Genomic DNA, 26859 nt, shown 5'->3' on the forward strand with positions numbered 1-26859 from the left:
CGCCCAGGCCATTCATTCACGGTTGCCCTAGCGCTACCCCAGCACCGATCAACCCGGAGAACTGGGCCGTGACCACCCACACCGGAATACCCTCGAAGTAATCGCTCATGCAGCCTTTGTCGTCGAAGGCGTCGTTGAACCCACTATTGAGGAACAGCTCGATAAAGTGCGGGATCACCCCGCCCACGATGTATACCCCGCCCCGGCCGCCGACGGTCAACACGTTGTTGGCCGCCACCCGCGCCAAAAACCGCGCGAATTGGTCAATGGTCTGCAATGCGACGGGGTCGCCGCCCAGTGCGCCCTGGGTCACCTCGGCGGGCGTGGCGAATTTCGGTACATGAGCGTCGACGGCGCAGATCGTTTGGTACAACCGTAGCAACCCGCCACCGCTCAAGACGGTTTCGGCACTGACATGCCCGATCAAGCCCTCGATGTGCTGGCGCAACCGCGCTTCGCGGGCATTGCCCACGGGCAAGTCAACGTGCCCGCCCTCCCCGGGTAGGGCCATCCAGCGCCCCTCACCCAAGTTGAGCAAGGTGCCGACGCCCAGCCCGGTGCCCGGGCCGATCACCACCGCCGGGCGGCTGGGGTCGGCACGGCCTTCGCGCACGCTACGGTATTCCCCTTCCTTGAGCCGGGTCATGCCCAGCGCCATGGCGGTAAAGTCGTTGACCAGGCGCAGGTGCGCCACCTGAAGCGTCTTGCAAAAGGCCTTTTGGCTGAGGCGCCAGTGGTTGTTGGTAAAGCGAAACTCATCGCCATCGACCGGCCCGGCCACCGACAGGCATACCTGGCCAACCGCCCCAAGCGCGAGCCCCTTGGCTTTGAAGTACTCACCAATGGCCTGTTCGGGGCTGGTGTAATCCGCGGTGGAAAATACCTGCACCGAGTGCAACGCGTCGTTTTCCCACAGGGCAAAGCGTGCGTTGGTGCCGCCGATATCGCCCACCAGTGCCAATGTCATTTCAAGGCTCCCAAAGCCGATGTGAACGCGCTAGCCCCCTGCTCTGCCGAGCTGAACGCCATGCGCATGAAGCCGAACAGCTCACGCCCGCAACCCACGCTGCTGTCGACGGATGGCTGAGCCTGTTCCCGAGCAGCCAGCTCGGAGGGTTCGACCAGCACTTGCAATGTGCCGTTCACCCCGTCGACACGGATGATATCGCCATCGCGCACGAACGCCAGGGGGCCACCATCGACCGCCTCGGGGCATACGTGGATCGCCGCCGGGATCTTACCGGAGGCGCCCGACATCCGCCCATCGGTGACCAGTGCCACCTTGAAGCCGCGATCTTGCAGCACCCCAAGAAACGGCGTCATTTTGTGCAGTTCGGGCATACCATTGGCCTTTGGCCCTTGAAAGCGCACCACCGCCACCACGTCCTGCTCCAACTCGCCGGCCTTGAACGCATCGGCCAGTTGCGCCTGGTCTTCGAACACCCGTGCCGGGGCCTCGACCACCTGGTGTTCATGCGCCACCGCCGAGACCTTCATCACCCCGCGGCCGAGGTTGCCGGCCATCACGCGCAAACCGCCTTCGGTGGAGAATGGCCGCGCCACGGGCCGCAAAATGGTTTCATCGAGGCTCTGCGCAGGCCCTTCGCGCCACACCAACTCGCCACCCGCCAGGAACGGCTCTTGGGTGTAGCGTTGCAGGCCGGGGCCGGCGACGGTGTTGACGTTTTCATGAAGCAAGCCTGCACCGAGCAGCTCCCGGATGAGAAACGCCATGCCACCGGCGGCCTGGAAGTGGTTGATGTCGGCCTTGCCGTTGGGGTACACGTGCGACAAGGTCGGCACCACTTCGGACAGGTCGGCCATGTCTTGCCAGGTCAGCTCGATACCGGCCGCCATGGCGATGGCCGGCAGATGCAGGGTGTGGTTAGTGGAACCGCCAGTGGCATGCAGGGCCACCGTGGCATTGACCAAGGCGCGCTCATCGACGATACGCCCCAAAGGCATGAAGCTGTCGCCATTGGCTTTGGTCAGGCGGGTCACCTGCTGCGCCGCCTCGACGGTCAAGGCATCGCGCAGCGGGGTATTCGGGTTCACGAACGAGCTGCCCGGCAGGTGTAGCCCCATCACTTCCATCACCAACTGGTTAGTGTTGGCGGTGCCGTAGAACGTACAGGTGCCAGGGCCATGGTAAGACTTCATCTCCGAGGCCAGCAGCTCTTCACGGCTGGCCTTGCCTTCGGCATAGCGCTGGCGTACTTCGGCCTTTTCTTTGTTGGAAAGCCCCGATGGCATCGGCCCACCGGGCACGAAAATCGTCGGCAGATGGCCAAAGCGCAGCGCCCCTATCATCAGCCCGGGCACAATTTTGTCGCAGATCCCTAAACACAACGCAGCATCGAACATGTTGTGCGACAGCGCTACCGCGGTAGACAACGCAATGGTTTCCCGGCTGGCGATCGCCAACTCCATACCGGGCTCGCCTTGGGTTACCCCGTCGCACATGGCCGGCACGCCCCCGGCGAACTGCCCCACCGAATGCACCTGGCGTAACGCCTGCTTGATCAGCGCCGGGTAGGTTTCATAAGGCTGGTGCGCCGACAGCATGTCGTTATAGGCCGACACGATCGCCACATTGGCGGCGTTGAGCAAGCGCAGCGTGTGTTTGTCGTCGGCGCCACAACCGGCAACCCCGTGGGCGAAATTGGCGCATTGCAGCTTACCGCGCTGCGGGCCATCGCTGGCAGCGGCGTCGATCATCTGTAGGTAACGCTGGCGAGTGGCTCGGCTGCGTTGCACCAGCCGTTCGGTGACCTCGAGGACGCGGGGATGCATGTGGGACTCCAGGCTAAGGGGGGTGACCTGGTGGCGTGCCGCGGAAATTGACTGCACAGAGGTGATCGACGGTCGTTGAAACGATTCAACTTCATCCCTCGCTGCAGATCGAAACCTTATGCCGCACCGGTCACTCGTTGTAGATAAAACAAAATACTGCCATCAAAAGGGCTTGTTTTCTATTTCTAAGCGAATAATCTTGTAATTCCAATAACAAACAGATTTGTGACCATGGCCCGGCGGGGGCACGACTCACCCATCTGACAGTAGGTACTGCCAATGACCATTCGCATCGCAATCAACGGTTTTGGGCGCATCGGCCGCAACGTGCTCAGGGCACTGTATACCCAAGGCTACCGCCAGCAGTTGCAAGTCGTCGCCATCAATGACCTGGGTGACAGCAAGATCAATGCGCACCTGCTCGAATATGACACAGTTCACGGTGCCTTCGACGCCACGGTAGAGCATGATGCCGAGGGCTTGACGGTCAATGGCGACCGCATCACGGTCAGCGCCATCCGCAACCCGGCCGATTTGCCCTGGAAAAACCAGCAGGTGGATGTGGTATTCGAATGCACGGGCCTGTTCACCACACGGGATAAAGCCGCCGCTCACCTGGCCGCCGGCGCCAGCAAGGTGATCATCTCGGCACCGGCCAAGGGCGCCGATGCCACCGTGGTGTATGGGGTGAACCACGAGGTGCTGCGCGCATCGCACCAGGTGATCTCCAACGCCTCGTGCACCACCAATTGCCTGGCCCCGGTTGCCCAGGTGCTGCACCGCGAGTTCGGCATCGAGCAGGGGTTGATGACCACTATCCACGCCTACACCAATGACCAAAACCTCATCGATGTGTACCACAGCGACCCGTTCCGGGCGCGCTCGGCCACCCATTCGATGATCCCCAGCAAAACTGGCGCGGCCGAGGCGGTCGGCCTGGTGTTGCCGGAACTGGCCGGCAAACTCACTGGCATGGCGGTACGGGTGCCGGTGATCAACGTTTCGCTGGTAGACCTGACCGTTAACCTGGCGCGCCAGGCCAGCGCCGACGACGTGAACGCGGTGTTCAAGGCGGCTGCCGAGCAATCGGCGGTGCTGGGCTACAACGACCTGCCGTTGGTTTCCATTGACTTCAACCACAACCCGCTGTCGTCGATCTTCGACGCCAACCATACGAAGGCTAACGGCAAACTGCTCAAAGTGATGGCCTGGTACGACAACGAATGGGGTTTCTCCAACCGCATGTTGGACAACTGCCTAGCGCTGTGCGATGCGAAATAGGAGCATTCAATACCCGATACCGCTTGACGAGCCCGGCAGATGATAAGCATTATCATTTACCTTTATCCGGCCGGGTACACTCGTGAGCCAGTCTCAATTCGACAGCCTGTTCATTACCCAGCGCCCCAGCCTGCTGCGGGCGCTGCAGCGGCTGGTACGCAACCCCTGCACCGCCGAAGATCTGCTGCACGAAACCTACCTGCGGGTCAGCCGGGCCCTGGCCGAGCGCAGTGTTACCCGCCTCGAGCCGTTCGTATTCCAAACGGCCCGCAACCTGGCGCTCGACCACCTGCGCGCCACCCAGCGGCACCGACGCACAGTGGCGCACGATGTGGCCGATGAGGTGGTGCTGAATGTTGCCCAGGACAGCAGCAGCGCCGAGGAGGCCGCCCACGCCGAGCGGCTGTTACAGCGCCTAAGTAGTAGCCTGGCCAACCTTACCCCGCGCCAGCAGAAGATCTTTACCCTTGGCCGCTTGCAGGGCCACAGCTACGTGGAAATCGCCGAGCACCTGGGCGTTTCGCCGAGTACGGTGCAGAAAGAGCTGAAACTGATCATGTCGATCTGCATGGGCGTCGCCCAGCGGATGGCGTAAAACAGCCGCGGCGTTTTACCCGTTGGCCGCTTGCGCGAACTTCTGGAACGCCATAAGGGAGTATTTGCTAAGCTCAGCGCCACCGCTACGCCCCAGGAGCCTCCATGACCGACCATGACAGCTTGCGCGCGCCCAGCGCCGCGGCGTTGGACCAGGCCATGGACTGGCTGATCGTGCTGCAAAGCCCCAGCCCCGAACAGTGCCAACAATTCGATGCCTGGCTGGCGCAGCACCCCAGCCATGCCGATGCCTATGCCAAGGCATCTGCGCTGTGGCACGGTGAGGTGGTCGGCGAAGTGGCGCGGGCCATCGAACGCCAGCAGCCCCGCAGGCACCGCGCCACGCGGCGGCCGCGGCTAATACCGCTGGCCGCCGTCGCCCTGCTGGTGTTGGCGGTGGCGCTCACCACCCACCTGCCGCTGCGGCTGAAGGCCGACTACCTGACCGGCGCCGGCGAACGCCATCGCGTGCAACTGCAGGACGGCTCCCAGGTGCTGTTGAACACGGAAAGCGCGTTGTCTGGCCGCCTTGAGGGGGGCGTGCAAACCGCCAGCCTGTACCAGGGCGAAGCCTGGTTCGACGTGCCCGACCACCCCCTACCTCTGGAGCTGCGGGCGGGGCCATTGCAGGCGAGCGTGCGTGACAGTGCCTTCGCCGTGCGTTACCTCGATGGCCAGGCACAGGTACAAGTGGCACGCGGTAACCTCGATTTGCAAAACGGCCGCCAGCGCCGCCACCTGGGCGCGGGCGATGCGGTGGCGCTGGGCCCGGCCGGGTTCGGTCCCACCACCCGGCTGAACCCCGATCAGGATTTAGCGTGGGTGCGGGGCCGGCTGGTATTCGAAAACCGCCCGCTCAAGCAGGTGCTGGCTGAATTGAGCCGCTACTACCCCGGCTGGATCGTCAGCCCCAACGCCCGGTTGGGCAACATGGCCGTGACGGGCAACTATAAGCTCGACGACCCCCTGGCGGTGATCCGCTCGCTGGCCCATGTTACACAAGCGCGGTTGCGTGAGTTTCCAGCGTTGGTGATCATCAACTAGTAGGGCGGCGCTTCAGCCGTGGGTTGCATCCTATTGATTGTGGCTTTTACCGCCGCGCCGCGTTGCCGCTCCACGCTATAGCCCTGCTACGGCTCGTCACGGTGCCTTGCCCCGCTCTGCTCCGTTCACGCCTCAATGCTTGTACAAACGCCGAAACTCCCACTGGCGGGCAGGCGCTCGCGCAAATCTCGGCAGGGCAGCCAATGCCTGCCATACCTGCCGCCCGGCGCTGGAAACTTTTTTACGCGCCCCAACACCCCCACACGTCTACCCCTCAGTCAATGCAAACGATTCGCATCACTGGGGAGTTCCGCGATGCAACCTTCAGCGTTTCACGCCAGCCTGCTGGCCTCCGCTATTGTCTTTGCCATGCCCGCCATGGCCCAGGCTGTGACTTACGACTTTCACATTCACCGCCAGCCACTGGTCGGCGCCCTCAACGCGTTTAGCCAGGCGACCGGCTGGCAGGTAGGGTTGCCGGCTGCGCTGGCCGACGGCGTGGACTCGCCGGGGGTGGCTGGCCAGCTACCGCCAGAGCAGGCCCTGGCCCAGTTGCTCGCCGGTACTGGCCTGGGTTACCAGCAACTGGCGGCCCAGTCGGTTGTGCTCAGCAGCCAGGCAGCGGTGGAGTTGCCGCAAACCACCATCAGCGCCACCCGTACCGTGCAGCCGGTAGATGCCGTGCCCAGTACGGTAAGCGTGCTCGACCGCCAGGGGCTGGACCGCGACAACAGCGGCACCCTCAAAGCCTTGGTGCGCTACGAGCCCGGCGTATCGGTGGGCGGCACCGGCCACCGTGCCGGGCTCACCGGTTATAACATTCGCGGCATCGACGGCAACCGGGTACTCACCCAGGTCGATGGCGTGACTATCCCCAGCAGCTACTTCAACGGCCCTTATGCACAAACCAATCGCAATTATGTAGACCCGGAAATCGTCAAACGGGTCGAGATCCTACGCGGCCCCGCCTCGGCGCTGTATGGCAGCGATGCCATCGGCGGCGCGGTGAGCTACTACACCCTGGACCCCAGCGACATCATCAAACCCGGCCAACAGGTGGGCGCCCGGCTCAAGGCCGGTTACAGTTCAGCCGACGACAGCTGGCTAAAATCCACCACCGTGGCCGGCCGTAACGGCGAATTCGACGGCTTGCTGCACTTCTCACAACGCAGTGGCCATGAAACCGAAACCTACGGTGGCAACCACAGCACTGGCCTCACACGCACCGCGGCCAACCCCGAAAACGCCGACATCACCAGCGTGCTGGCCAAAGCCGGTTGGGACTATAACGACGATGGCCGCTTGGGCCTGGTCTACGAACACTACAAAAGCGATGTCGACACCGACCAAAAAAGCGCCTACGGCGGCCCCTATTTCGGCGGCCAGGGCATAGGGGCCTACCGCTGGCGCACCGGTAACGACACCATCACCCGTGAGCGTTTCGGCATCACCCATGATAGGGGCCTGAACAGCCTGCTGGCCGACCACGCCAAATGGAGCCTGAACTACCAGATCGGCAAAACAGATCAGCGAACCGATGAACTCTATACACCGGCTTACCAAGTGCTACGCCACCGCCAAACCACCTATAAAGACCGCGAGTGGGTTTTCGACGCGCAGTTCGAAAAGGCCCTTTCGCTCGGCGACATCGACCATTTGCTGACCTATGGCACCACCCTCAAGCGGCAAAAGGTCACCGGCCTGCGCACCGGCACTGCGGTGTGCACCACGGTGGGCCGTGGCTGTACGGCCGTGGGCGCGCCCAGCCCGGACCCGCGCGACACCTTGGTCCCGACCAGCGACTTCCCCGACCCGACCATCGACACCTACAGCCTGTTCGCCCAAGACCGAATCCAGTGGCATGCCTGGAGCTTCTTGCCGAGCGTACGCTATGACTACACTCACCTGGCGCCGGATCTGACCGACAAATTCCTGGCTTCGATCAAGGACCCGGGCAACACCGAATACAGCGACAAGACCAAGACGTGGCACCGTTTAACGCCCAAATTGGGCATCACCTACGCTTTCGACGATCACTACACCGGGTATGGCCAGTATGCGGAGGGTTTCCGCACCCCCACCGCCAAGGCCCTGTACGGCCGTTTCGAAAACCTCTCGCAGGGCTACCGGGTCGAACCTAACCCCCACCTCAAGCCCGAGCGCAGCCGCAGCTACGAGACGGGGCTGCGCGGTAAATTCGATGCCGGGCACTTCAGCGTGGCGCTGTTTTACAACACCTACCGGGACTTCATCGACGAAAACGCCATAGCCCCCGGCTACGATGAAACCACCTTCAAAAGCGCCAACATCAAGCACGCCACCATCCGCGGCGCAGAGCTGAGCGGGCGGCTTAACCTCAACCACTTCGGTACGCCGCACGGCTGGTACACCCAAGGCTCCTTGGCCTATGCCCGTGGCCGCAACAACGACACCGGCGCGCCACTCAATAGCGTTAACCCACTCACCGGGGTGTTGGGCTTAGGTTATGAACAGTCGCGTTATGGCGGCCTATTGAACTGGACCGTGGTACGGCGCAAAGACCGCATCGACCAAACCGCCTACCACGCCCCGGACGGCGGCGGCGTATTCAATGCCCCCGGTTACGGCGTGCTCGACCTGAGCGGCTTTTATAAAGTTACGAACGACATCACCGTCAATGCCGGAGTTTACAACCTGGGCGACAAAAAATACTGGCAGTGGGATAGCGTACGCGGCTACGACGCCTTTGGCGAAGCCGCCGTAACCGCCCCAGCCAACCTCGACCGCCTCACCGAGCCAGGGCGCAACTTCGCGGTAAATGTGGTGTGGCAGATTTGACGCCGGGCACGCTACACGCCGTGGCAGCGTGGCGTGCCGTTTTGCGCAGGCGCGCGCCCAGGGCTATTTTTTACGTTCCCGGCGCGTTGCTTCGTCTTTCTTGATAACCACTTCCATAAGGCCTTTCACCATGCCCGCCCAATTGCGCTCACAACGCCTGAACCGCGCTATCCATGCGCCTCACCAACAGCTCGACGCGCTGGTCAAATCCTACACCCCGTTTGACAGCCGCGAACACTTCGCCCACTTCGTGGTGGCACAGTATCGTTTTCAAAGGGCGCTGCAACCGCTCTACCGCGACCCGCGGCTGGTGGCTTTGATCCCCGACCTGGCCGAACGCTGCCGCGCCCAGCAGGCCGCCGATGACCTCATCGACCTGGGCATGGAAATCCCCCCGGCTGAGGCCGATACCTTGGGTGACCTGCCTGTGGCCGCTGCGCTGGGCTGGCTTTTTGTCTCCGAAGGGTCGAAACTCGGCGCCGCGTTCCTGATCAAGCGTGCTGCTGCCCTGGGTTTATCCGAGAGCTTCGGGGCCCGCCACCTGGGCGAACCCGCGGGCGGCCGCGCCGAAGGCTGGAAGCGCTTCACCCGGATGCTCGACGGGTTGGCCCTGAGCGAACACGAAGACACCCTGGCCGAGCACGCGGCGGGCGCTGCTTTCGAACGTTTTACCGTTTTGTTGCGCCAAGCCTATGCCCACACCGCACCGGCTTGAGCGCACCGCGCAACCTGGTGGCGGCGCGGCCATCGATGCACAGGCCAGTATCATGCCCTACGTTCCGCCCACCCGCTCCCGCCTCGCCCGTACCCTGTACGGGGCGCTCGCTTATGTGAGCCTGGGCATCGGCATCGTAGCCATTTTCATTCCGGGGCTGCCGACCACCGAGTTCGTGCTGTTGTCCGCCTGGGCGGCCACTCGCAGTTCGCCGCGGCTTGCCCGTTGGCTGGCTAACCATAAGCTATTCGGCCCGATGATCGAAAATTGGCACGACGGCAAGCGTATCGCGCGTAAGGCCAAGGTCAGTGCTACGGTGAGCATGCTGCTATGCGCGATCATCATGTGGTTGACCTTGCGCCACTACTGGCCGATCTATGCTGCCATCGCCGGCATGGTGCTGGTCAACCTGTGGCTCTGGTCGCGGCCGGAGCCACCCACCGAATAACCCCCTGTCGGCTGGGCTCAAGCACGGCCCGCCCCCGCCGATTGCCGAGCTCTGATCAACCGGCGAACGGCGCCCCAGGGGCATCAGTGCGGTGCCTCAGACGGGGCGGCACCTTCTGCCGCTGGGGGTGTTGCCCGGCAGTAATATTCATGCGGCACCGCTGGTGCGAGCGCCTCAAACACCGCGATAGGAACTGGCTGACACCGTAACCGGGCGGTGCAGCAGGGCCAAGCGCTGGCTGTCGAACAAATCCGTTGGGTAGACCCCTTCAAGGTGTGAAATGCGCTAAGGTAGAGCGGCTTATCCCTTCCGCGCCCCAGGAGCCAGGCCCATGTACCAACCCGGTCACCTGCACCTCGAACACCTCCCCGTACAGCGCAAAGATGTCGCCTACAGTCTTCATATCCGCTACGAAGTGCAACACAGTGAGCATGGCCGCGCCGTGCACTTCAGCGTGCTGGGCGACATTGCCGGCAAACCGGTGGACGAACACTTCGAACTGCCGCGCGAACTGGCTTTCAACTTCGCCAGCCACGTGGATCACGTAGCCCGCCAGAATGGCCTACCGCCCACCCAGGTGGTGCCATTGAGCCTGCACAAGCAGTACGACGAGATGTTCGAAGACATCCGCCGCCAGCTCGAGATCAAGCCCGGCGAGGGCCTTTCAGCCGAGCGCCTCGACAAGCTTTGACGGCGCGGCGCCCACTTTCGAGGCATAATCGCAGCCTTCGACCACTGCGGCTTGCACCATGCGTATTCACGTCAGTTTTCACGACCGCGTCGGCATCACCCAAGAGGTGCTTGCCCTGCTCGGCGCCCGCAACCTCAACCTCGACGCCGTGGAAATGGTGCCGCCGAACGTTTATATCGACGCGCCCACCCTCAGCCCCGAGGTGCTGGGCGAACTGCGCGGCGCATTGCTGGCCATACGCGGCGTGCAAGCGGTCACGGTGGTCGACATCCTGCCGGGGCAACGCCGCCACTTGCAGCTCGATGCCCTGCTGGCGGCCATGGCCGACCCGGTACTCGCCCTGGATGGCGCCGGCAAGGTGGTGCTGGCCAACCCCGCGATGGCCTCGCTGTATGGCGCCGACCCCGCCGGCGCCTCGATTGCCCAGGTGTGCGAAGACCCAGCATTGCTCGGCACCCTACACGAACAAGGCTTTCGGCTGCCGCTGCGGGAAGTCACGATCAAGGGCGAAAGCCTGTTGCTCGATGCCACACCCATTGCCCATGCCGGGGCCTTGGTCACGCTTTACCCGCCCAACCGGATGGGCGAGCGCTTGGCCGCCTTGCACCATGACCACGCCGAAGGGTTCGATGCCCTGCTCGGCGAATCGGCGGCCATTGCCCAACTCAAGGCCCGGGCGCAGCGGGTGGCGGTGCTCGATGCGCCGCTGTTGATCCACGGCGAAACCGGCACCGGTAAAGAGCTGGTCGCGCGGGCTTGCCATGCCGCCAGCGCACGGCGCAATGCGCCGTTCCTGGCGCTGAATTGCGCGGCATTGCCGGAGAACCTCGCCGAAAGTGAGCTGTTCGGCTATGCCCCCGGCGCCTTCACCGGCGCACAACGGGGCGGCAAGCCGGGCCTGGTGGAGATGGCCCACCAAGGCACGGTGTTTCTCGATGAAATCGGCGAGATGTCACCCTACCTACAAGCCAAGTTATTGCGCTTTCTCAACGATGGCAGCTTCCGCCGGGTGGGCGGTGACCGCGAGATCCGTGTCGATGTGCGGATTCTCAGTGCAACCCACCGCGACCTTGCCCGGCGGGTGCTCGAAGGCAGTTTTCGCGAAGACCTCTACTACCGCCTTAACGTATTGACCCTCGAAGTGCCACCCTTGCGCGAACGCGGCCAGGATATCCTGTTATTGGCGCGCTGGTTCATGCGCCAGGCCTGTGCCCAGATCGGCCGGCCGATCTGCCGGCTGGCCCCGGCCACCTACCCGGCGTTGCTGGAAAACCGCTGGCCAGGCAACGTTCGCCAACTGCAAAACGTGATATTCCGCGCGGCAGCCATCGGCGAGGGCAACGTGGTGGGCCTAGCCGACCTGGACATCGCCGGGACCGCCATCACCCCCCCTACCGAGCGCGACGTCACCAGCCTGGAGCAGGCGGTGGGCGATTTCGAAAAAGCACTGCTGCAGAAGCTCTACGACCAGCACCCCTCCAGCCGGCAATTGGCGCAGCGGCTACACACGTCGCATACGGCCATTGCCAATCGCCTGCGTAAATACGGCATCCCCGGCGCATCGTAAAGATTTCGCTACATCGTAGTGATTTCTTTACACCCTAAGGCATGTCGCTGCCAGCCAAGGCTTTGTCGCTGTGGTACTGCTCCCGGGCTGCCTGTCGTAACGTTTTCTTTACAGGCACCCTGGGGCCTCGCCCCGGCCAACGCCCCGGAAATAGCGCCTTTGGCCACTTGGCAACTAACTTGCAAACAAAGTGCATCCGGCCCGGCTGGGCTGCGTTCGCCTTTAGGAGTTTGCATGAGCGAGTTGCGTTTCACCGTTGAACACGAATGGCTGCGCGCCGAAAGCGACGGCAGCGTCACCGTGGGCATCACTGAATTTGCCCAACAGGCGCTGGGCGATGTGGTGTATGTACAGTTGCCCGAATTGCGCGCTTATGCCGTGGGTGCCGAGGTATCGGTGGTGGAATCGGTGAAGGCTGCCAGCAGCATCAACATGCCGCTGGCCGGTACCGTGTTGGAGGCCAACCTATTGCTGGCCGAGGCACCTGAGCGGGCCAACGAAGCGCCGCTGGGCGAGGGCTGGTTTTTCCGCTTTCGGCCCGACGATGCCAGCGCAATGGCCGACCTGCTCGACCAGGCGGCCTATGATCAATTGATCGCCAACCAGGGTTGAGGAGACCGCCATGCCCATTCGTACCGCCCTGACCACCGATAACGAATTCATCGCCCGGCACATCGGCCCCAGCCCCAGCGACATACAGGCCCTGCTCAATACCTTGGGCTTCGACTCGCTCGACGCGCTCACCGCTGCGGTGATCCCGGCCAGCATCCAGGGCACCAGCGTGCTGCCGCCCCGCCAAGGGCAAAGCGAAGCCGACGCCCTGGCTGCGCTCAAGGCTATCGCTGGGCGCAATCAGTTGCTCAAAAGCTGGATCGGCCAAGGGTATTACAACACCCACACGCCGGCGCCGATTCTGCGAAACCTATTGGAAAACCCCGCCTGGTACACCGCCTACACCCCTTACCAACCGGAAATTTCCCAAGGCCGCCTGGAAGCCTTGCTGAACTTCCAAACGCTGGTCAGTGACCTCACCGGCTTGCCCATCGCCAACGCCTCGTTGCTCGACGAAGCCACCGCGGCCGCCGAAGCCATGACGTTCTGCAAACGCTTGTCGAAGAACAAAACCGCCCAAGCGTTTTTCGCCTCGCGGCATTGCCACCCACAAACACTGGCGGTGCTGCGCACCCGTGCCGAACCGCTGGGTATCGAGGTGGTGGTGGGCGATGAGCGCGAACTGGGTGACACCAGCGCGTTTTTCGGCGCCCTGCTGCAATACCCGGCCAGCCACGGCGATGTGTTCGACTACCAAGGCGTGATCGAACGGTTGCACAGCAGCCAAACGCTGGTGGCGATGGCGGCCGACCTGCTGGCCTTGACCCTATTGGCCCCCCCGGGTGAATTGGGCGCCGATGTAGCCATTGGCAGTGCCCAGCGTTTCGGCGTACCACTGGGCTTCGGTGGCCCCCATGCGGCGTACTTCTCTACCCGCGATGGGTACAAGCGCGACATGCCTGGCCGCCTGGTCGGTGTGTCGATCGACCGCCACGGCCAGCCGGCCTACCGCCTGGCCATGCAAACCCGCGAGCAACACATCCGGCGCGAGAAAGCCACCAGCAACATTTGCACCGCGCAAGTGTTGCTGGCCAACATCGCCAGCATGTTCGCGGTATACCACGGGCCGGCGGGCCTCAAGCAGATCGCCGAGCGCACCCATGCATTGACCGTACTATTGGCCGCGGGCTTGGCCGACATGGGCGAAGTGGTGGAACAACACACGTTCTTCGACACCCTGACCCTGCGCACCGGCCCACGCACCGCGGCGCTGCTGGCCAAGGCACGCGGTAACGGGATCAACCTGCGTGAAGTCGATGCCGAACGCCTGGGCATCTCACTCGATGAAACCGCCCGCCAAGCCGACGTGGAAGCATTGTGGGCGCTGTTCGGCGGTCCACAACCGAACGTCGAGGCCTTGCTCGAACGCTGCGATGCACGCCTGCCTGAAGGCCTGCGCCGGCAATCGGCGTTCCTCACCCATCCGGTGTTCAACCGCTACCACAGCGAAACCGAGCTGATGCGCTATTTGCGCAAGCTGGCCGACAAGGACCTGGCCCTGGACCGCACCATGATCCCGCTCGGTTCTTGCACGATGAAGCTCAATGCCGCCAGCGAGATGCTGCCGATCACCTGGGCCGAGTTCGGCAACCTGCACCCCTTCGTGCCAGCCGAACAGGCCCAGGGCTACCAGCAAATGATCGACGAGCTGCAAACCATGCTGTGCCAGGCCACCGGCTACGATGCCGTGTCGCTGCAACCGAACGCCGGCTCGCAAGGCGAGTACGCGGGCCTGCTGGCGATCCGCGCCTACCACCACAGCCGGGGCGAGCCGCAGCGGGATGTGTGCTTGATACCTTCCTCAGCCCACGGTACCAACCCTGCCACCGCGCACATGGCCGGCATGCGGGTGGTGGTCACCGCCTGCGACGCCCGTGGCAACGTCGACATTGCCGACCTGCGCGCCAAGGCCGAGCAGCACCGCGAACAATTGGCCGCCTTGATGATCACTTACCCTTCCACCCACGGCGTGTTCGAGGAGGGTATCGGCCAGATCTGCGAGATCATCCACGCCAACGGTGGCCAGGTGTACATCGATGGCGCCAACATGAACGCCATGGTGGGCCTGTGCGCACCGGGCAAGTTCGGCGGCGACGTGTCGCACCTGAACCTGCATAAAACCTTTTGCATCCCCCACGGCGGTGGTGGCCCAGGCGTCGGCCCGATTGGCGTGAAGGCCCACTTGGCGCCGTTCCTGCCCGGCCACGGGCACCTGGCACAGCCTGCCCGGGCGGTGGCAGCCGCGCCGTTCGGCAGCGCCAGCATCCTGCCGATTACCTGGATGTACATCCGCATGATGGGCAGCGAGGGCCTCAAGCGCGCCTCGCAGGTGGCCATCCTCAACGCCAACTACATCGCCCGCCGCCTCGAAGAGCATTACCCGGTGCTTTACACCGGCAGCAACGGCCTGGTCGCTCACGAATGCATCCTCGACCTGCGGCCGATCAAGGACAGCAGCGGTATCAGCGTGGATGACGTGGCCAAGCGCCTGATCGATTTTGGCTTCCATGCCCCCACCATGTCGTTCCCTGTGGCGGGCACGTTGATGATCGAGCCCACCGAAAGCGAATCGCGCGAAGAACTGGACCGCTTTTGTGATGCCATGGTCCGCATTCGCGAGGAAATCCGCGCAGTCGAGGCCGGCACCTTGGACAAAGACGACAACCCGCTGAAGAACGCCCCGCACACCGCCGCCGAATTGGTCAAGGAGTGGGCACATGGCTACAGCCGCGAACAGGCGGCCTACCCCTTGCCCTCGTTGGTCCAGGCCAAGTATTGGCCGCCGGTGGGCCGCGTCGATAACGTCTATGGCGACCGCAACCTGGTGTGCGCCTGCCCGCCTATCGAGGCCTACCAAGACGCCTGAACCGAACACGCCCCGGGAGGGCCCCGCCGCCCCTGCGGCGAGGGGTGATAACGCCCCGGTGCGCTTCGCCTGCATGTCGCGGCAAAGCGCTACCGTGGGCGCCTGGGCCCATGCGATGTTTACCTGGAGCACACCCATGTCGCTGTCTGTGTTCGACCTGTTCAAGATCGGTATCGGCCCGTCCAGCTCGCACACCGTTGGGCCGATGCGGGCGGCGGCGCGCTTTGCCGAAGGCTTGCGGCGCGACGGGCTACTGGCCAGGGTGCAACACCTGCGGGTAGAGCTGTACGGCTCGCTGGGCGCAACCGGTAAGGGCCATGGCAGCGACAAAGCGGTACTAATGGGCCTGGAGGGCGAACAGCCCGACACGGTCGACACCGCCAGCGTAGAACCGCGGGTGCAGGCGATCCGCAAGGCCCAGCGGCTGAACCTGTTGGGCGAACACAGCATCGCGTTCAACGAAAAACAACACCTGGCGTTGATCCGCAAACCCTTGCCTTACCACCCCAATGGGATGGTGTTCCGGGCCTTCGATGCGGCCGGCCTGCAGCTTCGCAGCCGCGAGTACTACTCGGTGGGCGGCGGCTTCGTGGTCGATGAAAGCGCCGCCGGTAACGACCGCATCGTGGCCGACCGTACCCCGTTGGCGCTGCCGTTCACCACCGCCAGGCAGTTGTTAGCGCATTGCCAGGCGCACGGGCTGGCGATGTCTTCAGTAATGCTGGCCAACGAAGCGGCGTGGCGCAGCGAAGCCGAAACCCGCCAAGGGCTGCTGCACATCTGGCAGGTGATGCAAGATTGCGTGGCCGCCGGTTGTCGCAACGAGGGTATCCTCCCCGGGGGCCTGAAGGTGCGCCGCCGGGCCGCGGCCCTGCACCGGCAACTGTGTAGCCAACCCGAGGCAGCGCTGCGCGATACACTGGCGGTGCTCGACTGGGTCAACCTGTACGCCTTGGCGGTCAATGAAGAAAATGCCGCCGGCGGGCGCGTGGTCACCGCGCCTACCAACGGCGCTGCCGGCATTGTGCCAGCGGTGTTGCATTACTACCGGCGGTTCTGCCCGGGCGCCAGCGAAGACGGCGTGGTGCGGTTCCTGCTCACCGCCGCCGCCATCGGCATTCTCTATAAAGAGAACGCCTCGATTTCCGGAGCCGAGGTGGGCTGCCAGGGAGAGGTGGGGGTAGCTTGCTCGATGGCCGCCGCCGGGCTGTGCGAGGCCCTCGGCGGTAGCCCCGCGCAGGTCGAGAATGCGGCCGAGATCGGCATGGAACATAACCTGGGGCTCACCTGCGACCCGATCGGCGGGTTGGTGCAGGTGCCGTGTATCGAGCGCAACGCCATGGGCTCGGTGAAGGCAATCAACGCCGTGCGCATGGCCTTGCGTGGCGATGGCGTACATCACGTGTCGCTCGACAAAGTCATTCGCACCATGCGCCAAACCGGCGCCGACATGAAAAGCAAATACAAGGAAACCGCCCGCGGCGGCCTGGCCGTCAACATCATCGAATGCTGACGGCGAACCCGATTTAACCTTAGGAGCTGACGATGGTTGAAGTACTCAAACACACGCCACTGCATGCACTGCACCTGGAACTGGGCGCGCGCATGGTGCCGTTCGCCGGCTATGAGATGCCGGTGCAATACCCACTCGGTGTGATGAAAGAACACCTGCACACCCGCGCCCAGGCCGGCCTGTTCGATGTATCGCACATGGGCCAGGTGCGCCTGCGCGGCCCCCAGGCCGCGGCCGCGCTGGAGACCCTGGTGCCGGTCGATATCGTCGAGCTGCCCGTGGGCCTGCAACGCTACGCGCTGTTCACGGGCGAACAAGGCGGCATCCTGGACGACCTGATGGTCGCGCGCCTGGCCGATGACGAATTGCTGCTGGTGGTCAATGCGGCCTGCAAAGACGCCGACCTTGCTCACCTGCAAGCGCACTTGGCCGGGCAATGCGGCATCGAGGCGCTGTTCGAAAGCCGCGCGCTGCTGGCACTGCAGGGCCCGGCGGCCGCGGCCGTACTGCAGCGTTTGGCGCCGCAAGTGGGCAGCATGACCTTCATGCAAGTGGCCACCGTGGTGCTGGGCGGCCAGCCCTGCTATGTAAGCCGTTCTGGCTACAGTGGCGAGGACGGCTTCGAGATTTCGTTACCAGCCTCAGAAGCCGAAGCCTTTGCCCGGCGCCTGCTGGCCGAACCCGAAGTGGCGATGGTCGGCCTGGGCGCACGGGATTCGTTACGCTTGGAGGCGGGGCTGTGCCTGTATGGCCACGACATGGGTGCCGACACAACCCCGGTCGAAGCAAACCTGGCCTGGGCCATTTCCAAGGTTCGCCGCCAAGGTGGCGCACGCGAAGGTGGCTTCCCAGGCGCGCAGGTGATCTTCGACCAGCAACGCAGTGGCGCCGAGCGCAAGCGGGTGGGCCTGCTGCCGCAAGAGCGCACGCCGGTGCGCGAAGGGGCAGAAATCACCGACGCGCAAGGCCACGTGGTCGGCCACGTGTGCAGCGGTGGCTTTGGCCCCACGTTGGGCGGGCCGGTGGCGATGGGTTATGTGGCGGCTCACCTCAGCGCCGTTGGCACGCCGCTGTATGCCACGGTGCGGGGTAAGCAAGTACCTCTGCTGGTGGCGAAAATGCCCTTCGTCACCCCCCGCTACCATCGCGGCTGAAACGCGCCCCGGGGGGCCGCGAGCCCCCGTGCAGCGCCGATATCGACGCCGGCGAAGGTGATAAAAAAGGTACAAAAACGGCCCTTGACAGGGCTTGTTTTTGTAACAGGAGTTGGCGTAGAGTCATCCTCACTGTGTTTGCATGGGTCGCAATGGTGCGTGGCCTGGGCAGTAGCTACATGCTTTGCTACAACCCGCTCGACGTCTTTGATTTCCTGCAACCCCAGCGACAGTTATCTTTCCAATTAGAAAGAAGCTGAACTCAATTAAGCTTCAAGGAAATAAGACAATGAGTACGCGTCAGTCCGGTACCGTCAAGTGGTTCAACGACGAAAAGGGTTTTGGTTTTATCACTCCAGAGAGCGGCCCGGATCTGTTCGTGCATTTCCGCGCCATTCAAGGCAACGGCTTCAAAAGCCTGAAAGAAGGCCAGAAGGTGACATTCGTCGCTGTGCAAGGCCAAAAAGGTATGCAAGCTGACGAAGTTCAAGCCGAAGCCTAATAAGCCCTAGGCCCATTGCAAAAAACCCCGGTTGCGGAGCAAGTGGGGTTTTTTGGTGCCTGCGGCCTGCCGCTAGGGCTATCAGCCTTTAGTGGCACAACGCCTAAGCCCCATCGTGTGCTTCCGAAGCCGGCTGCGCCCTTTTGGCGGCGCCCTTTTGGGCTGGCCTGCATTGCCGCCGCTCGCCCCATTAGCGTCACCCTACCCGCCGCAGCAACCACCCACCGGCTAGCGCGCAAATAGCCGCCGGTAGCACCACCGCCAGCAAAGGCGGAAAGCCAAACACCTGGCTCGACGGCCCGAGCAGGTCTTGCGCGATGCGGAACGCGAAGCCCACCAACACGCCGGTAAACACACGCTGGCCCAGCGTTACCGAGCGCAACGGGCCAAAGATGAACGATACGGCCATCAGCACCAGCGCCGCGGTCACCAATGGCTGCAACACCTTGGTCCAGAACGCCAGCCAGTACTTGCTGTTGGCCAGGCCCTGTTGCGACAGATAGTGGATGTACCCCCACAGGCCGCTGATGGACAGCGAATCGGGCGCCAGCACGACGGTACTGAGCAACTGCGGCGTAAGTTCGACATCCCACCGCTCTTGCGGCGCGGTGACCACCTGGGTGCGGCCGTCGAGAAACTGCGTGGTGGTTACATCATTGAGTTGCCAATGATCCTGGTCATACTGCGCACGCTTGGCGAAGCTGGCGCTTTGCAGGTGGCGCTGGTCGTCGAAGTGGTAACGGGTAACGCCGTAGAGCAGGCCGTTGGGTTGCACGGTATTGATGTGAATGAACTCATCGCCCTGGCGGTGCCACAGGCCACGCTTGCCACTTTGTGCGTCGTCCCCGCCCTGGGCCAGCGAACGTGCCGCTTGCGCCAGGTTTTCCGCCGGCGGCGCCACGTACTCACCGATCAGCAAGCCTGCGACCATGATCACCAGCATCGGCCGCATCACCGCCCAGACGATGCGGCCGATGGACACCCCAGCCGCTCGCATGATGGTCAGCTCGCTGCTGCTGGCCAGGCTTCCCAGGCCGATCAGGCAGCCGATCAAGGCGGCCATCGGCAGCATGTCGTACAGCCGGCGTGGCGCGGTAAGCAGCACGTAGTGAGCCGCATCGAGCACCGAATAGGTAGGGCTCACATCGCTCATTTCGTCGATGAAAGCAAACAACGAGGCCAGGCCGAGGATGATGCCCAACACAGCGAGGATGGTCACCAGCACGCTGCGGCCGATGTAACCGTCGAGCTTCTTCATTGTTCGGCCTCCAGGCGGTTACGCCGTTTGGCGCGCAGGTGCGTGAGCGGCGCCCAATAGAAGATCGCAAGGCCGATGACGAGGAACAACAAGTGTACCCACCACAGCCCCATGTGTGTCCGGCCTTTTTCCAGCGCCCCGCGCACGGCGATCAGGGCCGTCAGGTACGCCATGTACAACAGGATTGCCGGCAACAGCTTGAGGAAGCGGCCTTGGCGAGGGTTGACCTTGGCCAGCGGCACGGCCAGCAAGGCCACCACGAACACCAGCAACGGCAGCGACAACCGCCATTGCAACTCGGCGCGGTCGGCTATGTCGGCAGACCCCCATAATTGGGCGGTAGGCGTAGCCTCTCGGGCAGTGATGTCCTCACTCGCATCGGGCTTGGGCAGCATCACGCCATAGGTGTCGTACTTGATCGCCCGATAGTTGGCATGGCCCGGCAGGCCGTCATAACGGTAGCCGTTGTCGAGGATCAGGTAGCGGCTGCCGTCGGGGCGCATTTCTTGGCGGCCTTTCTCCGCGACCAACAAGGAGATCTGCGGCTCTTGCTTGCTGGCGGTAGGGTCTTTGCGCTCGGAAATGAACACGCCGCCCAGGCGCACCCGGTCTTCGGACAGCCGTTCGGTATAGGTCACCCGGGTGCCGTCACGCAGGCTCTGAAAACGCCCAGGCTCCAAGGTATCGAATTCGGTCAGTGCGTCTTGCTGGTTGAGGATCTGCTGCACCCGTGTGACCCCGGCCGGCGCCAGGCTGAGGCTCAGCCATGCCACCAGCAACGCCACCAGTGCCGCCGGCACCATGGTGATGCCCAGCAAGCGCCGTGGGCTCATGCCGGTGGCCGACAGCACGGTCATCTCGCTTTCGAGGTAAAGCCGGCCATAAGCCAGCAAAATGCCCAGGAACAGCCCCAGCGGCAGAATCAACTGCAAAAAACCCGGCAAGCGAAAGGCCATGATCTGGAACAGCACACCCGGGTCGAGAGCCCCGCTGGCCGCCTGGGCCAGGTATTTGATAAACCGCCCGCTCATGATGATCACCAACAGCACCGCGCTAACGGCACTGAGGGTCACCAACACTTCACGGGACAAATAACGGAAAACGATCAAACCAGACACTCCCGGGATGACGGCAAGGGATCGAAAGACTACGCGAACCGGCCGCACACTGACAGCTATGGACGCGGCCAGGCAAAATTTGCGCGCATTATCCTGTGATTGCCCCTCCCTGTCGATTAACAGAGCCGCTACGGGGTTGTCAGGCTCCGCCGGTCGGGATCAAACTGGGCGCTTTGGCACTTCGTGGCCACAGCCTTGCCAGGCCGGCCGTAGAACCTCTAGCAAAACCTCTAGATAGGGACCCCACATGGAATTGGTCGTAAAGAGCGTCAACCCCGAAACCCTGAAAACCGCCACCTTGGTGGTTGCGGTGGGCGAGAACCGCGCCTTGGGCAAGGTCGCGAGCAAACTCGATGAACTCAGTGGCGGGGCGATCAGCGCGGTACTCAAGCGCGGTGACCTCTCCGGCAAGCCGGGGCAAACCTTGCTGCTGCACAACATTCCCAACCTCAAGGCCGAACGCGTGCTGCTGGTGGGCATAGGCGCCGAGGCACTGGGTGACCGCCCATGGCGCAAGGCGCTGGCCAGCATCGCCGGCACGCTGAAGGGCCTGGGTGGTGGCGATGCGGTGGTGGCGCTGGACGAAGTCGAGGTGAAGGGCCGTGACACCTATGCCAAAACCCGCTTGGCCGCCGAAACCCTGCTCGACAGTCACTACGTATTCGATCGCTACAAAAGCAAGAAAGCCGAGCCACGGGCGCTGAAGAAGATCACCTGGGTCGCCGCCAAGGCCAACGCCACCGCCGCTGAACGTGCAGTGGCCCACGCCACGGCAATCGTGATGGGCAGCACCTTGGCACGGGACCTGGGCAATCTGCCGCCGAACGTGTGTAATCCGGTGTTTCTGGGCGAGTTGGCAACCAAGCTGGGCAAGGACCACAAGGGCCTGAAGGTTGAAGTGCTCGATGAGAAAAAACTGGCCCAACTGGGCATGGGGTCATTCCTGGCTGTCGGCCAGGGCAGTGACAACCCGCCGCGGCTGATCGTTGCCCAGTACCAAGGCGGCCAAAAGGCCGAGCAACCTTATGTGCTGGTGGGCAAGGGCATCACATTCGACACCGGCGGCATCAGCATCAAACCGGCCGCCAGCATGGACGAAATGAAATTCGACATGTGCGGCGCCGCCAGCGTGTTCGGTACCTTGCGCGCCGTGCTGGAGCTGCAATTGCCGATCAACCTGGTGTGCCTGATGGCCTGCGCCGAAAACATGCCCAGCGGCAAGGCGGCACGCCCCGGCGACATCGTGAACACGCTCTCCGGGCAAACCGTGGAGATCCTCAACACCGACGCCGAAGGCCGTTTGGTGCTGTGCGACACCCTGACCTACGCCGAACGCTTCAAGCCCAAGGCGGTGGTCGACATCGCCACCCTCACCGGGGCTTGCGTGGTCGCCCTGGGCGCGCACACCTCCGGCCTGATGGGCAATAGCGATACCCTGGTGGAGCAATTGCTCGCCGCCGGCAAGCAGGCGGACGACCGCGCCTGGCAGCTGCCGCTGTTCGATGAATACCAAGAGCAACTCGACAGCCCCTTCGCCGACATCGCCAACATTGGCGGGCCGAAGGGTGGCACCATCACCGCCGGCTGCTTCCTGTCGCGCTTCGCCAAGGCCTTCGAGTGGGCCCATCTCGACATCGCCGGTACCGCGTGGGTCAGCGGCGGTAAAGACAAAGGCGCCACCGGCCGCCCCGTGCCGTTGCTCACCCAATACCTGCTCGACCGTGCTGGCGCCTGAACCTGCCGAGGGCGCCGCTGGCGCGGTGCCCTTCTCGCCAATGCCACAGGTCGACTTTTACCTGCTACCCAGTGCACACCCGCACGATGCATTGGATTTCGCCTGCAAGCTGGCCGATAAAGCCTGGCGCCTTGGCCACCGCGTGTACGTGCTGTGCGCCAGTGCCGAACAATGCCAAGCATTGGATGCGCGCCTTTGGCAGTTCAAAGCCGAAGCCTTCGTGCCTCACTCGCTGCACAGTGAAGATGCCCAGGCTGCGGTGGCACTGGCGGTCGGCACAGCCAGTGGCGAGCACCATGACCTGTTGGTAAACCTCACCGCAGGGCTCGCAGACGGCCATGAAGGTTTCGCCCGGCTGGCAGAAATCGTGCCCGACGAGCCGGCGCTTCGCCAAGCTGCGCGGGAACGTTTCCGTTTCTACCGCGAACGCGGCTATGCTCTGCAAAATCACCGCCTGCCACGCATCTGAGCGCTTTCCGATGAGCAAGACCCCACCGCTGCCCGAATCCGCCCAACTGCTCGACGACCTGGAGTCTATCCGCGCCCTGCTGGGCGACGACACCCTGGAGCCGCCTCTGCTCACCGAGGCCGTGGATACGGCCCCGGAGCCGCCGCGCAGCTACGACGACGAACAGATTCCCCTGCTGTACGACGAAGTGGCCCCCAACCCCGAACACCCCGAAGCCAAACCGGCGCCGGTGTTCCAACTGGCCGGGCCAGAACCTGACGCCCACCCGCACCCTGAGCCGGCCGCCGCGGCCACCACGGCCACCACGGCCACGCCGGAGCGTAATCGCCAGGATACGCTCCTGCATCTGGATGCCGACCTGCGCAGCGCCGCCCAGCAGATCATGCAGGATGTCATCAACGACTTCACCCCACATATCGAAACCGAGATTCGCCGGCGCCTCGAAGCGCGCATGGAGCGCCTGCTCAACCCCTGACCCCCCACTTTAGGAGTGCGCCCTAATGCTTGCGGGGCGCACTACGCGCTAGGCTATGCCGGTGATTTCATCCCCCAGTGTGAAATATTTCCTCCGGCCGCACGCTCCCCTCCCCGGCTTTCCCTGGCCACTTTGGCCGGAGGCTTTTTTCCGTCGTTACGCCGTTTGCCACAACCGGCGCCCCCGCGCTGCCCGGCCTTCGAGGCGAGCCCTAACACCGGCTTGGCGCGTGCGCGCTGCGCCTACACCCGCACAGGCTTCCCCGGTATACTGTGCGGCTTTCAGAATCAATGCCGAAACAGGGCCTGCCACGCATGGACAAGACTTACCAGCCCCACGCTATCGAAACTGCCTGGTACACCACCTGGGAGTCGCAAAACTATTTCGCGCCCCGGGGTGCTGGCGAGTCGTACACCATCATGATCCCGCCGCCGAACGTGACCGGCAGCTTGCACATGGGCCACGGGTTCAACAATGCGATCATGGACGCACTGATCCGCTTTCGGCGCATGCAAGGCCGCAACACACTGTGGCAGCCCGGCACCGACCATGCCGGCATCGCAACCCAGATGCTGGTCGAGCGCCAGCTCGAAGCCAAAGGCCAAAACCGCCACGACCTGGGGCGGGAAAAATTTCTCGAGAAAGTCTGGGAATGGAAAGGCCAATCCGGTGGCAACATCAGCCGCCAAATCCGCCGCCTGGGCTCTTCGGTAGACTGGACCCGCGAGCGCTTTACCATGGACGACGGCCTCAGCGAGGCGGTCAAGGAAGCCTTCGTGCGCCTGCACGAAGACGGCTTGATCTATCGCGGCAAGCGCCTGGTTAACTGGGACACCAAGCTGCACACCGCCATCTCTGACCTTGAAGTGGAAAACCACGACGAAAAAGGCCACCTGTGGAACCTGCGGTATCCCCTGGCGGACGGCGCGAAAACCGCCGACGGTAAAGACTACCTGATCGTCGCCACCACGCGCCCGGAAACCCTGCTCGGCGATTCTGCCGTGGCGGTGAACCCCACAGACGAACGCTACCGAGCCCTGATCGGCCGGTTCGTCGAGCTGCCGCTGGTCGGCCGCCGCATCCCGATCGTCGCCGACGATTATTGCGACCCTGAGTTCGGCACCGGCTGCGTGAAAATCACCCCGGCCCATGATTTCAACGACTACGAAGTCGGCAAGCGCCACAACCTGCCGCTGATCAACATTTTCGACAAGAATGCCCAAGTGCTGGCCGCCGCACAGGTGTTCAACCTCGATGGCAGCGTCAACCACACCCTCGATAACGCCTTGCCGGGCGAATTCGCCGGCCTCGACCGCTTCGAGGCGCGCCGGCGTATCGTCGCGGCGATGGACGCTCTGGGCCTGTTGCTCAGCGTCGACGACCATGCGCTGAAGGTGCCGAAAGGCGACCGCTCCGGCACCGTGATCGAGCCCTGGTTGACCGACCAGTGGTACGTGTCGACCAAGCCGCTGGCAGCACCGGCGATCGCCGCCGTCGAAGATGGCCGCATCCAGTTCGTGCCCAAGCAGTACGAAAACATGTACTTCTCGTGGATGCGCGACATCCAGGACTGGTGCATCAGCCGCCAGTTGTGGTGGGGCCACCGCATTCCAGCGTGGTACGACGAGGCCGGCAACGTGTATGTGGGCCGCAACGAAGCCGAAGTGCGTGCCAAGCATGCCCTGCCGGCCAGCACCGCCCTGGCGCAAGATAACGACGTGCTCGACACCTGGTTCAGCTCGGGCCTGTGGACCTTCTCCACGCTGGGCTGGCCGGAACAAACCGAGGCCCTGAAAACCTTCCACCCCACCGATGTATTGGTCTCAGGTTTCGACATCATCTTCTTCTGGGTCGCCCGGATGATCATGCTCACCCTGCACTTGGTCCAGCACGACGACGGCAGCCCACAAGTGCCGTTCAAGACGGTATACATGCACGGCCTGGTGCGTGATAGCCAAGGGCAAAAGATGTCGAAATCCAAGGGCAACGTACTTGATCCGCTGGACATCGTCGACGGCATCACCCTTGACGCCCTGCTGGAAAAACGCACCAGCGGCTTGATGCAGCCCAAGCTCGCCGACAAGATCGCCAAGCAAACCCGCGCCGAGTTCCCCGAGGGCATCGCCAGCTACGGCACCGATGCGCTACGTTTTACCTTCTGCTCGCTGGCCTCCACAGGCCGCGACATCAAGTTCGATATGGGCCGGGTCGAGGGCTACCGCAACTTCTGCAACAAGATCTGGAACGCCGCCCGCTACGTGCTCGACAAAGGCGAAGATTGCGGGCAAAAAGGCGAAGCCTACGAGCTGTCGTTGGCCGACCGGTGGATCATCTCGCAGTTGCAGCGCACCGAAGCCGAAGTGACCCGCCAACTTGAGCAGTTCCGTTTCGACCTGGCCACCCAGGCGCTGTACGAGTTCATCTGGAACCAGTATTGCGACTGGTACCTGGAGCTGTCCAAGCCGGTGCTGTGGGACGAAAACGCACCGGCAACACGCCAGCGCGGCACCCGCCGCACCCTGGTACGGGTGCTCGAAGTCGCCTTGCGCCTGGCGCATCCCTTCATGCCGTTCATCACCGAAGAGATCTGGCAACGCATCGCACCACTGGCCGGCATCGAGGGCAAAACCATCATGCTGCAGCCGTGGCCGGTGGCCGACGAGGGCCGTATCGATGCCGATGCCGAGCGTGACATCGAATGGGTCAAGGGCCTGATGCTGGGTGTTCGCAATATCCGCGGCGAAATGAACATCGGCCCCGGTAAGCCGCTGGCCCTGTACCTGAAAAACGCCAATGCCGACGACCAGCGCCGCCTGGCCGAGAACGAGGCGCTGCTGCGCAAGCTGGCGAAGATCGAGTCGTTCACCGTGCTGGGTGCGGGCGAAGAGGCACCCCTGGCCGCTACCGCGCTGGTCGGCGAGTTGGAAGTGCTGGTGCCCATGGCCGGATTGATCGACAAGGGTGCCGAGCTCGCGCGCCTGGACAAAGAAATCCAGCGGCTACAAGGCGAGGTTCACCGCGTCGGCGGCAAGCTTTCGAACGCCGCGTTCGTCGACAAGGCGCCGCCTGCGGTGATCGAAAAAGAGCGCGCCAAGCTCGCTGAGGCCGAACAAGCCCTGGCCAAGCTTGCCGAGCAACACACGCGTATCGCCAGCCTCTAACTATCGCGGCCTCGCCCCTGCGGGGGCAGGCTGCCCTGCCATTGCC

The 26859-nt window shown here is 63.5% G+C and carries 21 protein-coding genes; 17 read left to right on the forward strand and 4 right to left on the reverse strand.

The features are described from left to right. Positions 1–16 precede the first annotated feature (16 nt). Positions 17–967: a glucokinase gene (locus HAQ05_RS03915; RefSeq protein WP_190417603.1), complete on the reverse strand. Its 951-nt coding sequence runs from the start codon at positions 965–967 to the stop codon at positions 17–19. Continuing rightward, positions 964–2793, reverse strand: coding sequence for a phosphogluconate dehydratase (gene edd / locus HAQ05_RS03920; protein ID WP_190417605.1), 1830 nt, complete (start codon positions 2791–2793; stop codon positions 964–966). The genes HAQ05_RS03915 and edd overlap by 4 nt, the downstream gene beginning before the upstream one ends. Before the next feature lie 279 nt (positions 2794–3072). Between edd and gap the strand changes: the two genes are divergently transcribed. The 13 genes from gap to HAQ05_RS03985 all read left to right on the forward strand — a co-directional run bounded on the left by gap (position 3073) and on the right by HAQ05_RS03985 (position 18597). Next, positions 3073–4074, forward strand: coding sequence for a type I glyceraldehyde-3-phosphate dehydrogenase (gap, locus tag HAQ05_RS03925; RefSeq protein ID WP_190417613.1), 1002 nt, complete (start codon positions 3073–3075; stop codon positions 4072–4074). A gap of 82 nt (positions 4075–4156) precedes the next feature. Then, positions 4157–4669, forward strand: coding sequence for a sigma-70 family RNA polymerase sigma factor (locus HAQ05_RS03930; protein WP_190417616.1), 513 nt, complete (start codon positions 4157–4159; stop codon positions 4667–4669). A gap of 104 nt (positions 4670–4773) precedes the next feature. Then, on the forward strand, positions 4774–5712 hold the full coding sequence (locus HAQ05_RS03935; protein WP_190417618.1) for a FecR family protein: 939 nt from the start codon (positions 4774–4776) through the stop codon (positions 5710–5712). Positions 5713–6027: 315 nt separating this feature from the next. Next, positions 6028–8529, forward strand: a complete 2502-nt coding sequence (locus HAQ05_RS03940; RefSeq protein ID WP_190417620.1) for a TonB-dependent receptor — start codon at positions 6028–6030, stop codon at positions 8527–8529. 130 nt (positions 8530–8659) lie between these two features. Then, positions 8660–9244, forward strand: coding sequence for a biliverdin-producing heme oxygenase (locus HAQ05_RS03945; protein WP_190417623.1), 585 nt, complete (start codon positions 8660–8662; stop codon positions 9242–9244). A gap of 52 nt (positions 9245–9296) precedes the next feature. Next, positions 9297–9692: a YbaN family protein gene (locus tag HAQ05_RS03950; RefSeq protein ID WP_190417904.1), complete on the forward strand. Its 396-nt coding sequence runs from the start codon at positions 9297–9299 to the stop codon at positions 9690–9692. Between the two features lie 331 nt (positions 9693–10023). Beyond that, entirely contained in the window at positions 10024–10383 is a 360-nt protein-coding gene (locus HAQ05_RS03955) for a DUF5064 family protein (protein ID WP_190417625.1), read from the forward strand. 58 nt (positions 10384–10441) lie between these two features. Next, positions 10442–11950, forward strand: coding sequence for a sigma-54-dependent transcriptional regulator (locus tag HAQ05_RS03960; RefSeq protein WP_190417627.1), 1509 nt, complete (start codon positions 10442–10444; stop codon positions 11948–11950). A 234-nt stretch (positions 11951–12184) separates the two neighbouring features. Further along, the gene (gene gcvH, locus HAQ05_RS03965) at positions 12185–12562 is read left to right on the forward strand and encodes a glycine cleavage system protein GcvH (protein WP_190417629.1); all 378 of its coding nucleotides are present in this window, start codon (positions 12185–12187) and stop codon (positions 12560–12562) included. 10 nt (positions 12563–12572) lie between these two features. Further along, positions 12573–15428 (forward strand): aminomethyl-transferring glycine dehydrogenase, encoded by a 2856-nt coding sequence (gene gcvP, locus HAQ05_RS03970; RefSeq protein WP_190417631.1) that lies wholly within the window; start codon positions 12573–12575, stop codon positions 15426–15428. 136 nt (positions 15429–15564) lie between these two features. Next, complete coding sequence (locus HAQ05_RS03975; RefSeq protein WP_190417633.1) at positions 15565–16941, forward strand: L-serine ammonia-lyase; 1377 nt, start codon at positions 15565–15567, stop codon at positions 16939–16941. A gap of 32 nt (positions 16942–16973) precedes the next feature. Continuing rightward, positions 16974–18095: a glycine cleavage system aminomethyltransferase GcvT gene (gene gcvT / locus HAQ05_RS03980; protein WP_190417635.1), complete on the forward strand. Its 1122-nt coding sequence runs from the start codon at positions 16974–16976 to the stop codon at positions 18093–18095. Positions 18096–18384: 289 nt separating this feature from the next. Beyond that, entirely contained in the window at positions 18385–18597 is a 213-nt protein-coding gene (locus tag HAQ05_RS03985) for a cold-shock protein (RefSeq protein ID WP_003227496.1), read from the forward strand. Between the two features lie 196 nt (positions 18598–18793). Here the strand turns inward: HAQ05_RS03985 and lptG are convergent, their stop codons facing one another. Then, positions 18794–19855 (reverse strand): LPS export ABC transporter permease LptG, encoded by a 1062-nt coding sequence (lptG, locus tag HAQ05_RS03990; RefSeq protein WP_190417637.1) that lies wholly within the window; start codon positions 19853–19855, stop codon positions 18794–18796. After that, positions 19852–20964 (reverse strand): LPS export ABC transporter permease LptF, encoded by a 1113-nt coding sequence (lptF, locus tag HAQ05_RS03995; RefSeq protein WP_190417639.1) that lies wholly within the window; start codon positions 20962–20964, stop codon positions 19852–19854. The genes lptG and lptF overlap by 4 nt, the downstream gene beginning before the upstream one ends. A 256-nt stretch (positions 20965–21220) precedes the next feature. Between lptF and HAQ05_RS04000 the strand changes: the two genes are divergently transcribed. The 4 genes from HAQ05_RS04000 to HAQ05_RS04015 all read left to right on the forward strand — a co-directional run bounded on the left by HAQ05_RS04000 (position 21221) and on the right by HAQ05_RS04015 (position 26813). Continuing rightward, the gene (locus HAQ05_RS04000) at positions 21221–22708 is read left to right on the forward strand and encodes a leucyl aminopeptidase (protein ID WP_190417641.1); all 1488 of its coding nucleotides are present in this window, start codon (positions 21221–21223) and stop codon (positions 22706–22708) included. Positions 22709–22748: 40 nt separating this feature from the next. Then, positions 22749–23177 (forward strand): DNA polymerase III subunit chi, encoded by a 429-nt coding sequence (locus HAQ05_RS04005; RefSeq protein ID WP_190417643.1) that lies wholly within the window; start codon positions 22749–22751, stop codon positions 23175–23177. 10 nt (positions 23178–23187) lie between these two features. Further along, positions 23188–23652: a DNA polymerase III subunit chi gene (locus tag HAQ05_RS04010; RefSeq protein ID WP_190417645.1), complete on the forward strand. Its 465-nt coding sequence runs from the start codon at positions 23188–23190 to the stop codon at positions 23650–23652. A 314-nt stretch (positions 23653–23966) separates the two neighbouring features. Beyond that, the gene (locus HAQ05_RS04015; RefSeq protein ID WP_190417652.1) at positions 23967–26813 is read left to right on the forward strand and encodes a valine--tRNA ligase; all 2847 of its coding nucleotides are present in this window, start codon (positions 23967–23969) and stop codon (positions 26811–26813) included. The last annotated feature ends 46 nt before the right edge of the window (positions 26814–26859 follow it).

Origin of the sequence: Pseudomonas typographi, assembly GCF_014694385.1 — a bacterium.
Classification (GTDB): Bacteria; Pseudomonadota; Gammaproteobacteria; order Pseudomonadales; family Pseudomonadaceae; genus Aquipseudomonas; species Aquipseudomonas typographi.